Here is a 16,571-nt window from a genome sequence, read left to right on the forward strand (position 1 = left end):
CCCTACAAGACCTTCATGAACGCCAGCAGGGCGTCGATGTCGTCCGCGCTCAGGTCCAGAGGCCGGATGTGCGGCGACTTGCGCGGCGCGTAAGGGTCCGGCGGGTCGGCCGGCGCGGCGTCCCTGCCCATGCCGGCGTTGTACATGCGCAGCAGGCCCTTCAGGTCCGCGAACAGGCCGTTGTGCATCCACGGCCCGGCCCGGGAGACATTGCGCAGGCTGGGGGTGCGGAACGCGCCCAGGTCGGCGGGGTCGCGCGTGACCTCGAAGCGGCCCAGGTCCTGGTTGCGGCGTCCATAGAAGGACAGCCCGATGTTGTGGAACCGGTGGTCCGTCAGCAGCGCGCCATGGTGGCAGTTCATGCAGCGGGCCTGGGTGCGGAAGAGATGCATGCCCAGCAGTTCCGTGTCGTCCAGCGCATCGGCGCCGCCGGCGATGAAGTCGTCGAACCGCGTGCGTTCCGGACGCAGGGTGGCCACATAGGCGGCCAGCGAACGCGCCATGCGGTCGGCATCGACGGGCGATCGCGACGCCGGGGCCGGGCCGAACGCGCGCAGGAACCGCGCGGGGTAGGGATCCGTATCGCGCAGCCGCGCCACCGCGCCCGCCGCGTCATGGTTCATTTCGCGCGAGTCGTGGATGGGGCCCAGCACTTGTTCCTTCAAGGTGGCGGCCCGCCCGTCCCAGAACAGCCGGGGCGCGAAGGGGGCCGCGTACAGCGGCGTCGACCGCCGCCTGCCCATCAGCCTGTCTTCGCCCACCGCCAGCGGCAGCCCGTCGGTAAAGGCCCGCTGCGGCAGGTGGCAGGACGCACAGGACACCTGGCCCTTGCGCGACAGGCGGGAGTCGAAGAACAGCGTCTGCCCCAAGGCCACGATGTCCGGGCGCGCGACGTCCGCCGCCAGTTCCGCCTGGCCGGCGTTGGCGGCGGTCCAGGCCAGGGGCGGACTGGACGGGGGCGGCACGGCGGTCCATTCCGTCCAGGCAACGCCGGGATCGATGGACGGCGCCGGCCAGCCCGTGGAAGGTCCGGCGTAGCGCGCGCGCAGGCACGCCGCGTCCCAGCCCGCCGGCCCGCGGCAGACGGGCCGGGCGGCGGCCGGCGCGGCGCATGCCTGCATGGCGCCCGCCGCCAGCGCGATGCCCAGGATCAGAAGCGGTAACCGACTTGCAGCCATAGCTCCCGTCCCGATTGATAGGTACTGCGGTTGGTCTTGAGGTTGGGGTTGCTGGCCGTCACGGCGGGCGTGCGGTTCAGTACGTTCAGCACCTCGACCGTGAATTCCAGGTTGCGCGCGAAAGCGGGTTGCCAGGCCAGCTTGGTGTCCCACGTCCAGTACGCGGGAACCTCGCCGGACTCGTAGCGCTCCAGGTAGTCGGGCTTCGGCCCCAGCCCCACGTAGATGGTGGCGTCGCGCTTGCTGCGCCAGTTCAGCATGTTGCTCCAGACCAGCCCGGCGCGGGGCCAGGCGCCGATCAGGCCGATCGAGGCGACCTGCGGCTGGTAGAACGAGCTGGGCGGCAGATCGATGACGCGCATCTGCGAGCCGTTGTAGATCACGAAGTCGCCGGGATCGCGCGCGTCGCTGGTGTAGCCTTCGACCAGGTCCTTGTTGGTCTTGCGCTTCTGCCAGCCCCAGGACGCCAGCATGTTCCAGCGGGTCTCGCCCAGGCGCCAGGGCTCCAGGGTGCGCAGCGTCAGGCTGACGCCGTCGGTGGTGGACAGCCCTTCGTTGGTGTACTTGTAGCCCTCGCTTTCGTTGCCCGTCTTGGCCCATTGGTCGCGGCCGTTGCGGCGCACGTAGCTCAGCACGCCCTCCATGCCCGCGGCGCGCTGCCGCAGCGAGACCGCCCATTCGTCGTCGTAGGGCAGTTTCAGCCCCTTGTATTCGACGAAGTACTCCTTGCCGCCGTCGGCCACCGGATTGCCCTTGGCGTCGAGCACCTGCCGCCGCAGGCGGCTGATTTCCGCCTCCAGCGCGGTTTCCAGTATCTCGCCGCCGTAGTAGCGCGACCAGCCCGCGCTGAGCAGGGTGTCGCCCGATCCGAAGATGTCCCAGTCCAGGCGCGTGCGCGGCGAGAAGTTGCTGCTGCCCAGGAAGGTCTCCCGGTCATAGCGAATTCCCGCGTCCAGCGCCAGCCGCTCCCATTCGATGCGGTCCGACAGGTATAGGGCCGCCGTGTTGTAGTTCACGTTCACGGTGCCGGGCAGGTATCTGACTTTGCTGTAGTCCTTGTAGGTGCCGTTGCTGGCATAGGCGCGGCGGTACGAATACGATTCCTGGAACCGTTCGAATTCGGCATTCACCTGCTGCACTTCGGCGCCCGCGTACGGCATGTGCGTGAAGGCGCCGGTGCGCACCGGGTCCAGGTCGATCCGGCCCCTGAGCGTCCAGGTGTCCTGCTGCTTCTGTTCCTTGCCGAAGCCGCCCGCCGTGTATTGCGGCAGCTTGTAGGGCTGGAAGGTCACCAGCTCGTCGCCGATGGATTCGCGATTGCTGAGCGACCGGTCCCAGCCGGCCTGCAGCGACAACCGCGCGCCCTGGAACAGATGGTCCACATTGGCGCTCACGCCGCGCGCGCCGTGGTTGTTGTCCCAGCGGGTCTCGCGGAACAGGTCGCTGGCGAGCGTCTCGCTGCGGTCGCTGTATTTGAGCGTCAGGTCCGCGATGGTGTCGGCGCTGGCGTGCACGCTGAACTTGCCCAGGAAGTTGTCGATGCGGTCCTTGTAGACCTCCTGGCCGGGCGTGGGCTGGCCCTTGTCGTCCACGCCCATGTTCCAGCGCGTGATGTCCGATTCGCGCCGCGACATGGCCAGCACCGCGCCCGATTTTTCATTGAAGGCCACGTCGCCGACGGCCGTATAGAAGCGCTTCTTCCATTCGGGGGAGTAGCCGGGCTTGCCTTGCGCCCAGTTGTTCTCTTCGCCTTCGGCCACCTGCTGCTGCGTCATCTTGGACGTGTTCCAGCGGTAGTCCAGGTTGAGGCGGTTCTCGCCCGAGAACCGCCGCAATCTCGCGTCCACGACGCCGCCCGTGAACCGGCCGTACTCCACGGGCACGAAGCTGTCGTGCACGCGCACTTCCTCCAGCAGGCTGGTGTCGATGAAATACGATTGCGGATTGCTGGGAATGTTGCCGACCTGCAGGTTCAGGTTCTTGCTGGCCGGGTCGATGCGGTTGGTCGCATCCATGCCGTCCACCTGGAACAGGTTCTGATACGGGCTGGATCCGTGGAACGAAATGTCCTCGACGCTGAGCGAGCCCCGGTTCTGCGATCCGCTGGCGCCCGGGTTGGTGCGCACGGCGGGGTGGGTCGCCACCAGCGAACTGATGTCCCGGTTCGAGGACGGCGTCTGGGCGATGTCTTCCTGCGTGAAGACGCGCTCGCCGATCTGGTCGCCGTAGACGCGCACGGCGTCCAGCCGCAACGCGGAAAACTGGTTGGTCTTGTCGACGTAGACAATGTAGCGGCCCGGGCCGTCCGCGCGCAGCGACAGGCCCGACCCGGCAAGCAGCCGCTCCAGCGCCAGCAGCGGCGAGTATTCGCCTTGCAGGGCGGGCGCGGTCTTGCCCGCGACCGCCGCCGGCGCAAACGAGATCTCCAGGCCGGACTGGCGGCCCAGCGCCAGCAGCGCATCGCTCAGCGGCTGAGCGGGCAGATCGTAGGACAGGGGCCGCGCCGAGGGCTGGGCCATGGCGGGAACGCCCGCGGCCAGTGCGGCGCAAAGGATTGCCGCCGAGGCGCGGCGCCGGCGCGCGGTCGCGGCGGTAGAGGGTAGGGGCATGAATCGGTCCAGGCTGTGTTGATGTCAGCCGTAGGACGTGGCGCGATGCCGTTTACCTCAGCAATTTCGTCATGAATAATTTATATCAATTCTCATTTACCGATTGAGAACGGCGTCAGCGCAGGATGAGCAGGCCGGGCAGGTCGGTAATGCCCACCTTGGTCTGCGCCAGCAGCAGCTCCAAGGCGCGCTTGGGATCGCCGATGTTCGCCGTGCCCGACACGCGCACGCTTTTCGCCGCGTCGCCCAGCACGAGAATGTACTTGCCCGTGTAGCGCGACAGCCGCGCCGCCGCATCCGGCAGCGCGACGTCGTTGAACGCCAGCAGCCCCTGGCTCCAGTCGGGCTCGGATTCCCGCCGCGCCGCTTCCCGGACGATGCCGGCGGCGGATACCTCGGCGCCGTCGCCGGGGCCCAGGACCAGCGCCTGGCTGCCCGCGCAGGCCAGGCACTGCACGGCCACGCGATGTTCGTACACCGTGACGCGGGTGCCTTCCCCGCCGCGCGCCACCGCGTAGCGGGTGCCGAGCGCGGAGGCCGACGCATCGGCGGTGACCACGGTGAAGGCCGGCCCGCCGGCCACGCGCGGCGCGGCCGCGAACAGCGCGCTTCCGGCCAGCAGCGTGACTTCGCGTTTGTCCGCGGAGAAGTCGATGGCGATGGCCGAGTGCGCGTCCAGCGTGGCGCTGGAGCCATCGGGCAAGGCGACGCGCCGTATCCCGGCGCCGCTGGTGTAGTCGGCGCCCGGATGGGTGTTCTGCACCAGGTGCCAGGCGGGCCACGCCGCGGCCAGCAGGGCGAGCGACGCGGCGGCGGCGCGCTTGCGCGCGCGGCGCGGAGGGGCGAGCTTGCCGCTGTCGATTTCTCCCATGCGGCGCCACAGGCGCGACAGCCGGTCGTAGGCTTCGGCATGGCGGGCATCGGCGCTGTACCACGCATCGAATTCCGCCTGCGCCTGCGCATCCAGCGTCTCGCCGCTGCGGCGTATCACCCAGCGCGATGCCGCTTCCTTGGCGGTCTGCGGCCGCCGGCCGGTATGCGCCGCGCTCAAGGCGTCAGCGCCTGGTCGCAGGCGAGCAGGATGCGCATCATGTGCTTTTCCACCGCGCTGACGGAGATCGCGTAGCGTTCGGCGATGGCGCGGTAGGTCAGGCCTTCGTGGCGATGCAGGACGAATACGTCCAGGCTGCGCCGGGGCTGGGCGAGGAGGACGGCTTCCAGCCGCCGCAAGGTCTGGTTGGCGGCGGCCACGTCCAGCGTGTCGGCCTCGTGCGCCGCCGGCAGCGCGGCGGCGTAGTCGGCGGTGGCGCTCAGTTCGCGGCTGCGGCGGCGGTGCCAGTCGGTGGCGATATTGGCGGCGACGCGGAACACGTACGCGCGGTCATTGTCCGGACGCGTCCTGTCCTTGAATTCCGCCAGCTTGATCCAGGTGTCCTGCGCGCAGTCCTGGGCCTCGTCACGCGAGCCGGTGCGCATCGAGAGGAAGCCCAGTACCTCTCGGTAGTGGCGGAGGAATACATCCGTAAGCGAAGACATATCGCTGGCGCCCCGCGCCAGATGGAGTCAAATTCGCCGGAAAGTATAAATGATAATAATTATTATTACTAGATTAACGAATCAGGACGCGGGGCGGAGACGGCGGCCGCTGCGGCCGCCTCCGGGCATCAGGCTTCGCTCTGGTCGATTTCTTCCAGGGAGCCCTGGAGTTCCAGCCACTGTTCTTCCAGCTCGTCCATGCGCTTGCCGTGTTCGCCATGTTCGGCCATGACCTTCTGCCGTTCGGCGCGGCGCGCGTCCGAATAGAGATCCGGGTCGGCGATGACCGCGTCCAGCGCATGCAGCTTGGCGCGCAGTTTTTCCATTTCGGCATCGACCTTGGCAAGCCTGGCTTCCAACGGCTTGCGCAGGGCGGACAGGCGCTGGCGCTGTTCGGCCTCGGCGCGGCGCTGCGCCTTGCGGTCGATCACCGGTTCGCCGCTGGCCGCGCTTTCGCGCGCCGCCTCGGCGCGTTCGCCCGCGTTGCGGGCGGCCAGCCAGTCCCGGTAGTCTTCCAGGTCGCCGTCGAACTCGCGCACCGCGCCGTCCGCCACGATCCAGAAGCTGTCCACGGTGGTGCGCAGCAGGTGGCGGTCGTGCGACACCAGCAGCATGCTGCCGCCGAAGTCCGCCAGCGCGGTGGCCAGGGCCTCGCGCGTTTCCACGTCCAGGTGGTTGCTGGGCTCGTCCAGCAGCAGCAGGTTGGGCTTCTGCCAGACGATGAGCGACAGCGCCAGGCGCGCCTTTTCGCCGCCGGACATGGGGCCGACCTTGCTCGTCACCGTGTCGCCCGAAAAACCGAAGCCGCCCAGGTAGTTGCGCAGTTCCTGTTCGCGGGCTTCGGGAGCCAGGCGCGCCAGGTGGGCGATCGGCGTGCTGTCCACGTCCAGCATGTCGAGCTGGTGCTGGTGGAAATAGCCGATCGCCAGGCCGCGCGACGCGCGGCGTTCGCCGGCCTGCACGGGCAGCTCTTCGGCCAGCGTCTTGATCAGCGTGCTCTTGCCGGCGCCGTTGGCGCCCAGCACGCCCACGCGGCTGCCCGCCCGCACCATCAGGGTCACGTCGCGCAGGATGGGCACGGCGTGGCCGGCCTCGTCCGTGTAGCCCGCCGACAAGTGTTCCAGCGTCAAGAGCGGGTCGGGCACCTGCTCCGGCGAGGGAATGCGGATGTCGATGCCCGCTTCGGCCTGCAGGGGCGCCAGCACCTGCATGCGCGCCAGCGCCTTGACGCGGCTCTGCGCCTGCTTGGCCTTGGACGCCTTGGCCTTGAAGCGGTCGATGAAGCCTTGCAGCCTCGCGGCTTCGCGCGTCTGGCGTTCGTAGGCGATGTTGCCCTGGCGCAGGCGTTCGGCGCGCTGCGTCAGGAAGTCGCCGTAGCCGCCGCGGTAGCGCACCAGCTTGGCGTGGTCGAAGTGCAGGATGGACTTGGCGACCGCGTCCAGGAACTCGGTGTCGTGGGAGATCAGCATGACGGTGCCCGGATAGGCGCCCAGCCATTTCTCCAGCCACAGCATGGCGTCCAGGTCCAGGTGGTTGGTGGGCTCGTCCAGCAGCAGCAGTTCGGACGGCGCCATCAGCGCGCGGGCCAGCGCCAGGCGCATGCGCCAGCCGCCGGAAAAGCTCTCCACGGGCTGCATCCATTCGGCGGGCTTGAAGCCCAGGCCGGCCAGCAACTGCTCGGCGCGCGAGGCCGCGCTCCAGGCGCCGGCTTCCACCAGCGCCGCTTCCACTTCCGCGATCTGCGTGCCTTGCTCGTCGGTCAGCGCCGCGCGGCGCGCCTGCAGTTCGCGCAGGTGGACGTCGCCGTCGATGACGAACTCGCGGGCCGGACGTTCGTCCGCCTCGAGTTCCTGCTTCACGCTGGCGATGCGCCAGCCGGCGGGCATGGACAGCGTGCCGGCGTCCACGTCCAGGTCGCCCGTCAGCAGCGCGAACAGCGTGGACTTGCCGGCGCCGTTCTTGCCGACGATGCCCACGCGCTCGCCCGGGTGCACGACGAATTCGGCGCCGTCCAACAGCACTTTCGTGCCGCGGCGCAGGGTCAATCCAGTAGCGCGTATCACAGGGTCAATTGCTCGCGGGTAAGCAGCAGTAGCTGGTCGGAGGCCGCTTCCGTGTCCAGCCACACCGGAGACAACTGCGGGAAGGCGGCTTCGAAGAAGTCGCGCTCGTGGCCGATCTCCAGCACCAGCACGCCCTCTTGCGACAGGAAGCGCGGGGCGGCTTCCAGGATGCGGCGCACCAGGTCCATGCCGTCGCCGCCGCCGGCCAGCGCCAGCTCCGGTTCGTGGCGGTATTCCTGGGGCAGGGCGTTCATCGAGCCGCTGTTCACATAGGGCGGATTGCAGACGATGACGTCGTACTGGCACGCGGGCAGGCTGTCGAACAGATTGCTTGCATGCAGATCCAGGCGGTCGGCCAGCCCGTAGTCGTCGACATTGCGGCGCGCCACGTCCAGCGCGTCGGGAGACACGTCCACCGCGTCCACGTGGGCGTAGGGGAACGCCAGCGCCGACAGGATCGCCAGGCAGCCCGAGCCGGTGCACATGTCCAGCACGTTCTCGACGGCCAGCGGATCCTGCACCCACGGCGACAGGCCTTCGTCCAGCAGTTCGGCGATGGGCGAGCGCGGCACGATGACGCGTTCGTCCACGTAGAAGCGGTGGCCGCGCAGCCAGGCCTCGTTGGTGAGGTAGGCGGCCGGCACGCGTTCGGTGACGCGGCGGTCGATCAGGTCCAGCACGCGGTCGCGCTCTTCGCCGAGCACGCGCGCATCGAGGAACGGATCCAGCGTGTCCAGCGGCAGGTGCAGGGCATGCAGCACGAGATACACGGCCTCGTCCCAGGCGTTGTCGCTGCCGTGGCCCAGCGCCACCTGGGCGGCGTTCAGGCGCGAGACGCCGTAGCGGATCAGGTCGCGCAGGGTCAGCAGTTCTAGGCGGGGGGATGGATGCATGGCTGGTTTTCTTGATGAGGCCGCCCCTCGGGAAATAGCATTTCCCGAGGGGCGGGGCGCCCGCGCGGCAAGCGCGGGACGGGTTTACGGCTTGGCGGGCAGGAGGTTTTCCAGCGTGCGCCGATAGATATTTTTCAGCGGTTCGAGCGAGGAAATCTCGATACGCTCGTTGACCTTGTGGATCGTGGCGTTGCACGGGCCGAACTCGATCACCTGCGGACAGATCTTGGCGATGAAGCGGCCGTCGGACGTGCCGCCGGTGGTCGACAGTTCGGTCGTCACGCCGGTTTCGTCCTTGATGGCCGACGACAGCGCTTCGCTGAGCGAGCCGCGCGGCGTCAGGAAGGGTTCGCCGCCCAGTTCCCAGTCCAGTTCGTATTCCAGGCCATGGCGGTCCAGCACTTCATGCACGCGCGCCTTCAGGCCTTCCGGCGTGCTGGCGGTGGAGAAGCGGAAGTTGAACAGCGCCACCGCCTCGCCCGGCACCACGTTGGTGGCGCCCGTGCCCGAGTTCAGGTTCGACACCTGGAACGTCGTGGGCGGGAAGTACTCGTTGCCCCGGTCCCATTCGATGCCGACGATCTCGGCCAGGGCCGGCGCCAACTGGTGGACGGGATTGCGCGCCAGGTGGGGGTAGGCCACGTGGCCCTGCACGCCCTTGACCGTGAGCTTGCCCGACAGCGAGCCGCGGCGGCCGTTCTTGCAGATGTCGCCCAGCACGTCGCCCGAGGTGGGCTCGCCGACGATGCAGTAGTCCAGTTGTTCGCCGCGCGCCTTGAGCGCGTCGCAGACGATGGCGGTGCCGTCGATCGACGGGCCTTCTTCGTCGGACGTGATCAAGAGCGCGATCGAACCGCCGTGCTGCGGGCGGGCCGCCACGAATTCCTCGGCCGCCACCACGAAGGCGGCGATCGAGCTCTTCATGTCGGCCGCGCCGCGGCCGTACAGGTAGCCGCCGCGTTCGGTGGGCACGAACGGGTCGCTTTCCCACTTTTCGCGCGGGCCCGGAGGCACCACGTCCGTGTGGCCGGCGAACACGGCCAGCGGCGCGGCGGTTCCGCGCCGCGCCCACAGGTTGGTCACGCCGCCCTGGGCGATGGTTTCGCACTTGAAGCCGATGCGTTCCAGGCGCGCGGCGAGCGTGGCCTGGCAGTCTTCATCGGCGGGCGTCACCGACGGGCGGGCGATCAGGTCCTTGACCAGATCCAGCACGCCGGAGGCCGGCGCGGACGCGGATGTGCTCATCAGGCCCTCAGCAGATCGTTGATGCTGGTCTTGGCGCGGGTCTGCGCGTCGACCCGCTTGACGATGACGGCGCAGGCCAGGCTGTGCGTGCCGTCGGCCGACGGCAGCGAGCCGGGGACCACGACCGAGCCCGAGGGCACGCGGCCGTAGGTGATCTTGCCCGTGGCGCGGTCATAGATCTTGGTGCTTTGCGACAGGAACACGCCCATGGCCAGTACCGAGTTCTCTTCCACGACCACGCCTTCCACGACTTCCGAGCGGGCGCCGATGAAGCAGTTGTCTTCGATGATGGTGGGGTTGGCCTGCAGCGGCTCCAGCACGCCGCCGATGCCCACGCCGCCCGACAGGTGCACGTTCTTGCCGATCTGCGCGCACGAGCCGACGGTGGCCCAGGTGTCGACCATGGTGCCTTCGTCCACGTAGGCGCCGATGTTCACGTAGGAGGGCATCAGCACCACGTTGCGGGCGATGAAGGCGCCGCGGCGGGCCACGGCCGGCGGCACCACGCGGTAGCCGCCCTGCTTGAAGGCGTTGTCGCCGTATTCCGAGAACTTGAGCGGCACCTTGTCGTAGAACTGCAGCGGAGCCTGGCCCATGATGGCGTTGTCGCTCAGGCGGAACGACAGCAGCACGGCCTTCTTGATCCACTGGTGCACGACCCAGTCGTCGTTGATTTTTTCGGCGACGCGCAAGCGGCCCAGATCCAGGCCGTCGATGGTGCGCTCCACCGCTTCGCGCACTTCGGCGCTGGCGTCGGCGGGCGACAGGTTGGCCCGGTCGTCCCAGGCTTTTTCGATGGTGGTCTGCAGGTCGAGAGTCATAGCGGCTCAGTTTTTAAGGGTTGATCAAACAGAAGTATGTACAAAATGGGCGATGCGTTCGGCTGCCTGCACGCAGTCAGCCAAAGGCGCCACCAAGGCAATGCGGATGCGGCCCTGGCCGGGATTCACGCCATGCGCCTCCCGCGCCAGGAAACTGCCCGGCAGCACGGTAACACCAGTCCGGCCGTAAAGGTCGCGCGCGAAGGCCGTGTCCGACCCGGGCGTGGCCGCCCACAGGTAGAACGAGGCTTGCGGGCGGGACACGTCGAGCACGTTCTGCAGGATGGGCACGACTGCGTCGAACTTTTCGCGGTACAGCCGGCGGTTGTCTTTCACGTGCGCTTCGTCGGTCCAGGCGGCGACGCTCGCCGCGGACACGAGCGGGCTCATCGCGCTCCCATGATACGTGCGATACAGCAGGAAGCGGCCGATCAGGGCCGCGTCGCCCGCGACGAAGCCGGAACGCAGGCCCGGCACGTTGGAACGCTTGGACAGGCTGGAGAACGCAACCAGGTTGCGGTAGTCGTTGCGGCCCAGGCGGCGCGCCGCCTGCAGCCCGCCCAGCGGGGGATTGCCTTCGTCCAGGTAGATCTCGGAATAGCACTCGTCGGAAACGATCGCGAAGCCGTGGCGGTCGGAGAGTTCGAAGAGCGCCTTCCATTCGTCCAGCGACATGACGTTGCCCGCCGGATTGCCGGGCGAGCACACGAAAACCATGCGCGCCTGCTTCCAGACTTCCGCGGGAACCTGGTTCCAGTCGCTGCCGAAATTGCGCAGCGGGTCGGCATTCACGAAGTAGGGCGTGGCGCCGGCCAGCAGCGCGGCGCCTTCGTAGATCTGATAAAACGGATTGGGGCAGATCGCCACCGAGCTCGCCGACGGGTCGATCACCGTCTGCGTGAACGCGAACAGCGCCTCGCGCGAGCCCAGCACCGGCAGCACCTGCGTTTCCGGGTCCGGCGCGGGAATGCTGTAGCGGCGCGCCAGCCACTCCGAAATCGCCCGGCGCAGGGCCGGGTCGCCCTTGGTGGACGGGTAGACGGACAGGCCGGCGAGATTGTCGCGGATGGCCTGCCCGATGCGCTCCGGCGCGGCGTGCTTGGGCTCGCCGATCGACAGATTGATGGGCGTCAGGCCGTCCGGCTGCTGGGCGGCCGAAGCCAGCAAAGCCCGCAGTTTTTCGAACAGATAGGGGTGTAGGGCATCGAGGCGCGGATTCATGACGCAAGATTTTAACAAGCAAGCTACAATAGCGGGCTTGGCTTTGCGAAGGTGGCGAAATTGGTAGACGCACCAGGTTTAGGTCCTGACGCCGTAACAGGTGTAGGGGTTCGAGTCCCCTCCTTCGCACCAACTCATTAAAGCCGTTGGTTGTTTTCCGGTGGATCGGGCTTTTGCCACCGGCCTTCTGCTCCAGGATTGTGCGCAAGCATTTTCTTTGGAATCAACGGCTTATCGGGAAAGGCGAGTGGTTTGGGCACCGGCGGGGCATGGCTTCGCGGTCCTCGAACCACTCGCGCCGATCCTTCCCGCCCGGCCCATCCCGCGCCACTTCCCAGCTTGACCCTCCAGATCTGACCCCCGGATCGGCCTCGCCCGGTCCGCGGCCGGCGCGCGCCCGTCCTGCCCGCGGTCCGCGGCTTAGGGGTATACGCCAGTGCGAAGATCGCAAGTTTTGGGATATCTTCGCGCTCTTCGGTGGATGCTTGCCCATAAAACAGCACTCTAAGGAGGGCCTTCCATGGCGCTCAAGCACGCTGCATTTCTGGATGTCATCGATCTTCGGACCCCTCGCCGCGAGCACGGGAAGACTGCCGTCGCCGGCCTGGCCTTCCCCTCCGCGTTCCTTGCGAGGTGAGCCGTGCACGAACTGCTGGCCGACTGGTGCGAAATGCTGAATGCGCTGCTGCGGGACGTGGCCAATACCCACGCCACGGCGGAAGCGCGCGACAGCGCGCTGCGTCACGCCCACCGGCATTCCTGTCAGGCCCCGATCTGTTTCCGGATGTCCGGCGCGACGATCGGCCTGCTGGCCGAAACGCTGAACTGCGCCGTGCGCGCTTCCTGCGCCAGGCACGACAACGGCGCCTGGACGCTGGCGCTGGAGCAGGCCTACGCGCAGTTCCTGCAATACCTGATCCGCGACGCCGAGCGCTGGTCCAGCAGCGGCCCGGAGGGGGACGCGGCGTGCTGCCCGCCGCCTTCCGCCCATACGGGCCGGCCCGCTTAGCTCGACGCGCGGGCTGCGCCGCGCACGCGCCGTTTGTCCGTCCTGGCCTCGGTATCGCGGCCTTGCTCGACATCCTGCTGGATGGCGGCATGGACCTTCGCGCGGCTCGCTTCGATCCGGTGCGCGCACGACCAGCCGCGCTGGCTGGCGACGGCAAGCTTGCGGTCCAGTTCCTGGTGCCGGCGGCGCTTGCTTTCGGTGGACATGGTGTTGAGTTCCTGATCGGTGATTAGCCGCATGTGACGCTCCTTGAGTCGGTCGATGGAGTGTGTTGGCCTCTTGACGGGTTTGCACGAAGACAGTCCTCGCGGCGCGAACGGCCGCGAAAGACGGGAAACGGAGAAAGAAGGGGGGGGAAGCCGGGCGGCCGATTCCGCAGGGAATGGCCGCGGCTAGTCGCTACCGCATGGCGGCGGACGCAATCGCGCTTGGGATGTGGGGGAAGAAGAGGAGCGGCAAGGCGGCATCGAGCCGTGCCGCGTCAGGCGTCGACGGCACCCGCTTGTTGCGATGAAGAGGATTCATGTCCTGGACATCAGACACCGCGCGCACTCCTACGCGGACGCGGCCGCAAGACTGCGCACGGCCGGCCGGATGAGGCCCCGCGTGGCGGGGCCGTACTTTCGAATGGCCGTAGTGTGCCCGTTTAAATATATATTGCAAGCCGACGGGCCTCGCGGGCCCTGAAGGCCCGCCTTCTCTCGTCCTTACGGCCGATCCCCGAACGCTCCCGGCGACGTTACCTTGCTTGGGGCAGGGATGCCCGCGCCTGGCCGCGCACAAGGAATGTCAAGATTTGCATTGCTTTAACGTCGCCGTCCCCGCCTCGCGATACCGTTGGATTTTCGTTTTTCGGGGGTTGAAATGTATTCGCTATCGAAACGCTGTGGCGCGGAGTTCTTCGGCACGTTCTGGCTGGTATTGGGCGGCTGCGGCTCCGCGGTGCTGGCGGCCGGTTTTCCGGAACTGGGCATCGGCTTCGCCGGCGTGGCGCTGGCTTTCGGCCTGACGGTGCTGACGATGGTGTTCGCGGTGGGCCATATTTCCGGGGGGCATTTCAACCCGGCGGTCACGGTGGGCCTGGTGGCGGGCGGCCGTTTTCCGGCCAGGGAAATCGTGCCCTACGTCATCGTCCAGGTCCTGGGCGCGATCGCGGCGGCGGCGGTCCTGGCGTGCATCGCGAGCGGCAAGCTGGGGTTCGACCTCAAGGGCAGCCATTTCGCGGCCAACGGCTATGGCGCGTATTCGCCCGGCAAGTATTCGATGGCATCCGCGCTGGTGGCGGAAATCGTGCTGACCGCGGGGTTCCTGTTCGTGATCCTGGGCGCCACCAGCAAGCGCGCGCCCGCCGGTTTCGCGGGGATCCCGATCGGACTGGCGCTCACCCTCATCCATTTGATCAGCATCCCGGTCACGAACACGTCGGTCAATCCGGCCCGTTCCACCGGGCCCGCGCTGTTCGTGGGCGGCTGGGCGCTGGAGCAACTGTGGCTGTTCTGGGTGGCGCCCATCGCCGGCGCCATCATCGGCGCCATCGCCTACCGGCTGGTGAGCGATCCCGCGAAGGAAAACGCCTAGGGCGGGGGCGCGGGGGCGCAAGGCGGGCGAAAACGGGGCGTTTCCGGGGAGCGGGCGATAATAGGGCTGAGCCGACCGCGCGGGCGGCGGCTCTCCGGGCCCCTCCGGGAAGAACAAGAAACACGCAGCGTCCCATGAGCCAATTCTCCATCGCCATCCACCTCACGCTCGCCATGCTGCTCGGCGCCGCCGTCGGCCTCGAGCGCCAGTGGCGGCAGAACTACGCGGGCGTCGTCACGCACGCCCTGGTCGCCCTGGGCGCGGCCGCCTACACCGCCTTGCCCGCGTTGCTGGGCGCCAGCAGCGACATGCGCCTGGGCAGCCAGGTCGTGACGGGCATCGGCTTTCTGGGAGCCGGCCTGATCATGCGGGACGGCCTGACCATCCGGGGCCTGAGCGCCGCGGCCACCATCTGGGCCACCGGCGCCGTGGGCGTGCTGGCCGGCTACGGATTCCTGGCCGAATCCGGCGCGGTGACCTCGCTGATCCTGGTGACCAACGTGCTGTTGCGCAGCGGCGCCAGGCTGATGGACCGCTACGTGCCCGACGCGGAAACGGAAGAGCGCTACTACAACATCGCCCTGACCTGCGCGTCGGCCGACGAAGCCCTGATGCGGGCGGAGCTGCTGAACGCCCTGGGCAAGCACAGCCTGCGCCTGCGCGGCGTGGAAAGCCAGCAGCGCGACGGCGGCCGCTCGGAGGTGACCGCGGTGGTCTATTCCATGCGCCAGGAAGACGAGCGGGTGGAAAAGCTGGTGGGCAGCCTGAGCCTGCTGCCGCAGACGTTTTCGGCGAGCTGGACGTCCGATACCGGCAATGCCTGATTCCCGGGCAATCAGGACGCCGTAAGTCCGATCTCAATACGCTTGCAGGCCGTACTCCGGATTTCGAGCTCAGCCTGTGACCACTTCTTCCTCCGCCGCCGCGCCGGCCGCTCTTGCGCACTATGACCGGGCCACCATCGTTTTCCACTGGCTGACGGCCCTCCTGGTGGTCGGCCTGTTCGCGCTGGCGGAGGCCTGGGGGTTCCTGCCGCGCGGCACGCCCACGCGGCGCCTGCTGCAATCGCTGCACATTTCGTTCGGGCTGCTGTTCGCCGCCGTGTTCGTGCTGCGCGCGGCCTGGCGCCTGAGCGCGGGCAGGCGCCTGCCGCCGGCCACCACCGGCTGGTTCCGCATCGCCAGCACGGGCGCGCACGGGCTGCTGTACGCGCTGATGGCGGCGCAGATCGTGCTGGGCTTCCTGTTCCGCTGGGCGCAAGGCGAGCCCTTCGCCTTCTTCGGCCTGTTCGACGTGCCCACCCTGATCGCCATCGACCGCGAGCGCCGCCATTTCATCGGCGGGCTGCACAACACCGTGGCGTGGACGATCGTGATCCTGGCCCTCCTGCATGCGCTGGCGGGGCTTTTCCACCATTACTTCCTGCGCGACGGGGTGCTGCGCCGCATGCTTTCAAGCCGCTGAGCCCGGGAGGGACGGCGCGGAGAGCGATGCGCGGGCGGGCAGGTTGTACATTACGCACTGTCACCTGCTTCATTTCTACAGGATTCACCCGCCATGACCGCCCCAGAAGTCGTTATTTCCCCCTCGATCAACTGCGCGAACGATCGTCCCTTCGTGCTGTTCGGCGGCATCAACGTGCTGGAATCCCGGGATCTGGCCCTGCGCGCCTGCGAGGAATACCAGCGCGTGACGCGCAAGCTGGGCATCCCCTACGTTTTCAAGGCATCCTTCGACAAGGCCAACCGTTCCTCCATCCATTCCTACCGCGGCCCGGGGCTGGAAGAGGGCATGAGGATCTTCGAAGCGGTCAAGAGCACCTTCGGCGTGCCGGTCATCACCGACGTGCATGAACCCTGGCAGGCCGCTCCGGTGGCCGAGGTCGCCGACATCCTGCAGTTGCCCGCCTTTCTGGCCCGGCAGACGGACCTGGTGGTCGCGCTGGCCAAGACGCAGCGCGTGATCAACATCAAGAAGCCGCAGTTCCTCAGCCCGGGCCAGGTGCTGAACATCGTCGAGAAGTTCACCGAGGCCGGCAACGACAAGCTCATCCTGTGCGACCGCGGCACCTGCTTCGGCTACGACAACCTGGTCGTGGACATGCTGGGGTTCGGCGTGATGAAGAAGGTGTCCGGCGGCCGTCCGCTGATTTTCGACGTGACGCACGCCCTGCAGCAGCGTTCGGCGCTGGATGCCGCGTCCGGCGGCCGCCGCGAGCAGGTGGCCGAACTGGCGCGCGCCGGCATGGCGGTGGGGCTGGCGGGCTTGTTCCTGGAGGCCCATCCCGATCCCAGGAACGCGAAATGCGACGGCCCCAGCGCCTTGCCGCTGGACAAGCTGGAGCCCTTCCTGACCCAGCTCAAGCGGCTGGACGACTTGGTGAAATCCTTTGCTCCGATCGACATCGAACCCTGACCC

General features: G+C 67.9%; 15 protein-coding genes and 1 tRNA gene. 6 read left to right on the top strand and 10 right to left on the bottom strand.

Annotated elements, in window-relative coordinates; genetic code table 11:
- Positions 1–2: 2 nt before the first annotated feature.
- The 9 genes from AVE30378_RS03905 to dapC all read right to left on the bottom strand — a co-directional run bounded on the left by AVE30378_RS03905 (position 3) and on the right by dapC (position 11,566).
- Positions 3–1,178 carry a cytochrome-c peroxidase gene (locus tag AVE30378_RS03905; protein WP_129239454.1) on the bottom strand — a complete coding sequence of 392 codons (1,176 nt, stop codon included), beginning with the start codon at positions 1,176–1,178 and terminating at the stop codon, positions 3–5.
- Positions 1,151–3,787, bottom strand: a complete 2,637-nt coding sequence (locus tag AVE30378_RS03910) for a TonB-dependent receptor (RefSeq protein WP_129239455.1) — start codon at positions 3,785–3,787, stop codon at positions 1,151–1,153. Before AVE30378_RS03910 ends, AVE30378_RS03905 begins: the two co-directional genes overlap by 28 nt.
- Positions 3,788–3,902: 115 nt before the next feature.
- Positions 3,903–4,838: a FecR family protein gene (locus AVE30378_RS03915; RefSeq protein WP_129239456.1), complete on the bottom strand. Its 936-nt coding sequence runs from the start codon at positions 4,836–4,838 to the stop codon at positions 3,903–3,905.
- A complete protein-coding gene (locus AVE30378_RS03920) occupies positions 4,835–5,323 on the bottom strand; it encodes an RNA polymerase sigma factor (protein WP_129239457.1) in 489 nt (162 codons plus the stop codon). Before AVE30378_RS03920 ends, AVE30378_RS03915 begins: the two co-directional genes overlap by 4 nt.
- 128 nt (positions 5,324–5,451) lie before the next feature.
- The gene (locus AVE30378_RS03925) at positions 5,452–7,386 is read right to left on the bottom strand and encodes an ABC-F family ATP-binding cassette domain-containing protein (RefSeq protein ID WP_129239458.1); all 1,935 of its coding nucleotides are present in this window, start codon (positions 7,384–7,386) and stop codon (positions 5,452–5,454) included.
- On the bottom strand, positions 7,383–8,279 hold the full coding sequence (gene prmB / locus AVE30378_RS03930) for a 50S ribosomal protein L3 N(5)-glutamine methyltransferase (protein ID WP_129239459.1): 897 nt from the start codon (positions 8,277–8,279) through the stop codon (positions 7,383–7,385). Before prmB ends, AVE30378_RS03925 begins: the two co-directional genes overlap by 4 nt.
- Before the next feature lie 84 nt (positions 8,280–8,363).
- Positions 8,364–9,524 (bottom strand): succinyl-diaminopimelate desuccinylase, encoded by a 1,161-nt coding sequence (dapE, locus tag AVE30378_RS03935; RefSeq protein WP_129239460.1) that lies wholly within the window; start codon positions 9,522–9,524, stop codon positions 8,364–8,366.
- Positions 9,524–10,345 carry a 2,3,4,5-tetrahydropyridine-2,6-dicarboxylate N-succinyltransferase gene (gene dapD, locus AVE30378_RS03940; RefSeq protein ID WP_129239461.1) on the bottom strand — a complete coding sequence of 274 codons (822 nt, stop codon included), beginning with the start codon at positions 10,343–10,345 and terminating at the stop codon, positions 9,524–9,526. Before dapD ends, dapE begins: the two co-directional genes overlap by 1 nt.
- Positions 10,346–10,369: 24 nt before the next feature.
- Complete coding sequence (dapC, locus tag AVE30378_RS03945) at positions 10,370–11,566, bottom strand: succinyldiaminopimelate transaminase (RefSeq protein ID WP_165360071.1); 1,197 nt, start codon at positions 11,564–11,566, stop codon at positions 10,370–10,372.
- A 45-nt stretch (positions 11,567–11,611) separates the two neighbouring features.
- Here dapC and AVE30378_RS03950 point away from each other — a divergent pair.
- Both AVE30378_RS03950 and AVE30378_RS03955 read left to right on the top strand, forming a co-directional pair.
- Positions 11,612–11,698, top strand: a tRNA-Leu gene (locus AVE30378_RS03950).
- Between the two features lie 508 nt (positions 11,699–12,206).
- Positions 12,207–12,575, top strand: coding sequence for a hypothetical protein (locus AVE30378_RS03955; RefSeq protein ID WP_129239463.1), 369 nt, complete (start codon positions 12,207–12,209; stop codon positions 12,573–12,575).
- Here the strand turns inward: AVE30378_RS03955 and AVE30378_RS03960 are convergent.
- Positions 12,572–12,814 carry a toluene tolerance protein gene (locus AVE30378_RS03960; RefSeq protein ID WP_129239464.1) on the bottom strand — a complete coding sequence of 81 codons (243 nt, stop codon included), beginning with the start codon at positions 12,812–12,814 and terminating at the stop codon, positions 12,572–12,574. The two genes, AVE30378_RS03955 and AVE30378_RS03960, sit on opposite strands and share 4 nt — an antisense overlap.
- A 625-nt stretch (positions 12,815–13,439) precedes the next feature.
- On the opposite strand from AVE30378_RS03960, the gene aqpZ reads away from it, so the two are divergent.
- From aqpZ to kdsA, 4 genes are all read left to right on the top strand, one after another.
- Positions 13,440–14,153, top strand: coding sequence for an aquaporin Z (gene aqpZ, locus AVE30378_RS03965; protein ID WP_129239465.1), 714 nt, complete (start codon positions 13,440–13,442; stop codon positions 14,151–14,153).
- Between the two features lie 134 nt (positions 14,154–14,287).
- Positions 14,288–14,977, top strand: coding sequence for an MgtC/SapB family protein (locus tag AVE30378_RS03970; RefSeq protein WP_129239466.1), 690 nt, complete (start codon positions 14,288–14,290; stop codon positions 14,975–14,977).
- Between the two features lie 76 nt (positions 14,978–15,053).
- Complete coding sequence (locus tag AVE30378_RS03975; RefSeq protein WP_129239467.1) at positions 15,054–15,617, top strand: cytochrome b; 564 nt, start codon at positions 15,054–15,056, stop codon at positions 15,615–15,617.
- A gap of 93 nt (positions 15,618–15,710) precedes the next feature.
- On the top strand, positions 15,711–16,568 hold the full coding sequence (kdsA, locus tag AVE30378_RS03980; protein ID WP_129239468.1) for a 3-deoxy-8-phosphooctulonate synthase: 858 nt from the start codon (positions 15,711–15,713) through the stop codon (positions 16,566–16,568).
- Positions 16,569–16,571: the final 3 nt, after the last annotated feature.

The organism is Achromobacter veterisilvae, from assembly GCF_900496975.1.
GTDB classification, from domain to species: Bacteria; Pseudomonadota; Gammaproteobacteria; order Burkholderiales; family Burkholderiaceae_B; genus Achromobacter; species Achromobacter veterisilvae.

What these genes read in the sequence shown, in the direction of transcription:
- dapC (WP_165360071.1), bottom strand. Translation starts at nt 11,566, where the DNA reads ATGAATCCGCGCCTCGATGCCCTACACCCCTATCTGTTCGAAAAACTG.
- kdsA (WP_129239468.1), top strand. Translation starts at nt 15,711, where the DNA reads ATGACCGCCCCAGAAGTCGTTATTTCCCCCTCGATCAACTGCGCGAAC.
- dapE (WP_129239460.1), bottom strand. Translation starts at nt 9,524, where the DNA reads ATGAGCACATCCGCGTCCGCGCCGGCCTCCGGCGTGCTGGATCTGGTC.
- AVE30378_RS03905 (WP_129239454.1), bottom strand. Translation starts at nt 1,178, where the DNA reads ATGGCTGCAAGTCGGTTACCGCTTCTGATCCTGGGCATCGCGCTGGCG.
- AVE30378_RS03910 (WP_129239455.1), bottom strand. Translation starts at nt 3,787, where the DNA reads ATGCCCCTACCCTCTACCGCCGCGACCGCGCGCCGGCGCCGCGCCTCG.
- AVE30378_RS03920 (WP_129239457.1), bottom strand. Translation starts at nt 5,323, where the DNA reads ATGTCTTCGCTTACGGATGTATTCCTCCGCCACTACCGAGAGGTACTG.
- aqpZ (WP_129239465.1), top strand. Translation starts at nt 13,440, where the DNA reads ATGTATTCGCTATCGAAACGCTGTGGCGCGGAGTTCTTCGGCACGTTC.
- AVE30378_RS03960 (WP_129239464.1), bottom strand. Translation starts at nt 12,814, where the DNA reads ATGCGGCTAATCACCGATCAGGAACTCAACACCATGTCCACCGAAAGC.
- dapD (WP_129239461.1), bottom strand. Translation starts at nt 10,345, where the DNA reads ATGACTCTCGACCTGCAGACCACCATCGAAAAAGCCTGGGACGACCGG.
- prmB (WP_129239459.1), bottom strand. Translation starts at nt 8,279, where the DNA reads ATGCATCCATCCCCCCGCCTAGAACTGCTGACCCTGCGCGACCTGATC.
- AVE30378_RS03970 (WP_129239466.1), top strand. Translation starts at nt 14,288, where the DNA reads ATGAGCCAATTCTCCATCGCCATCCACCTCACGCTCGCCATGCTGCTC.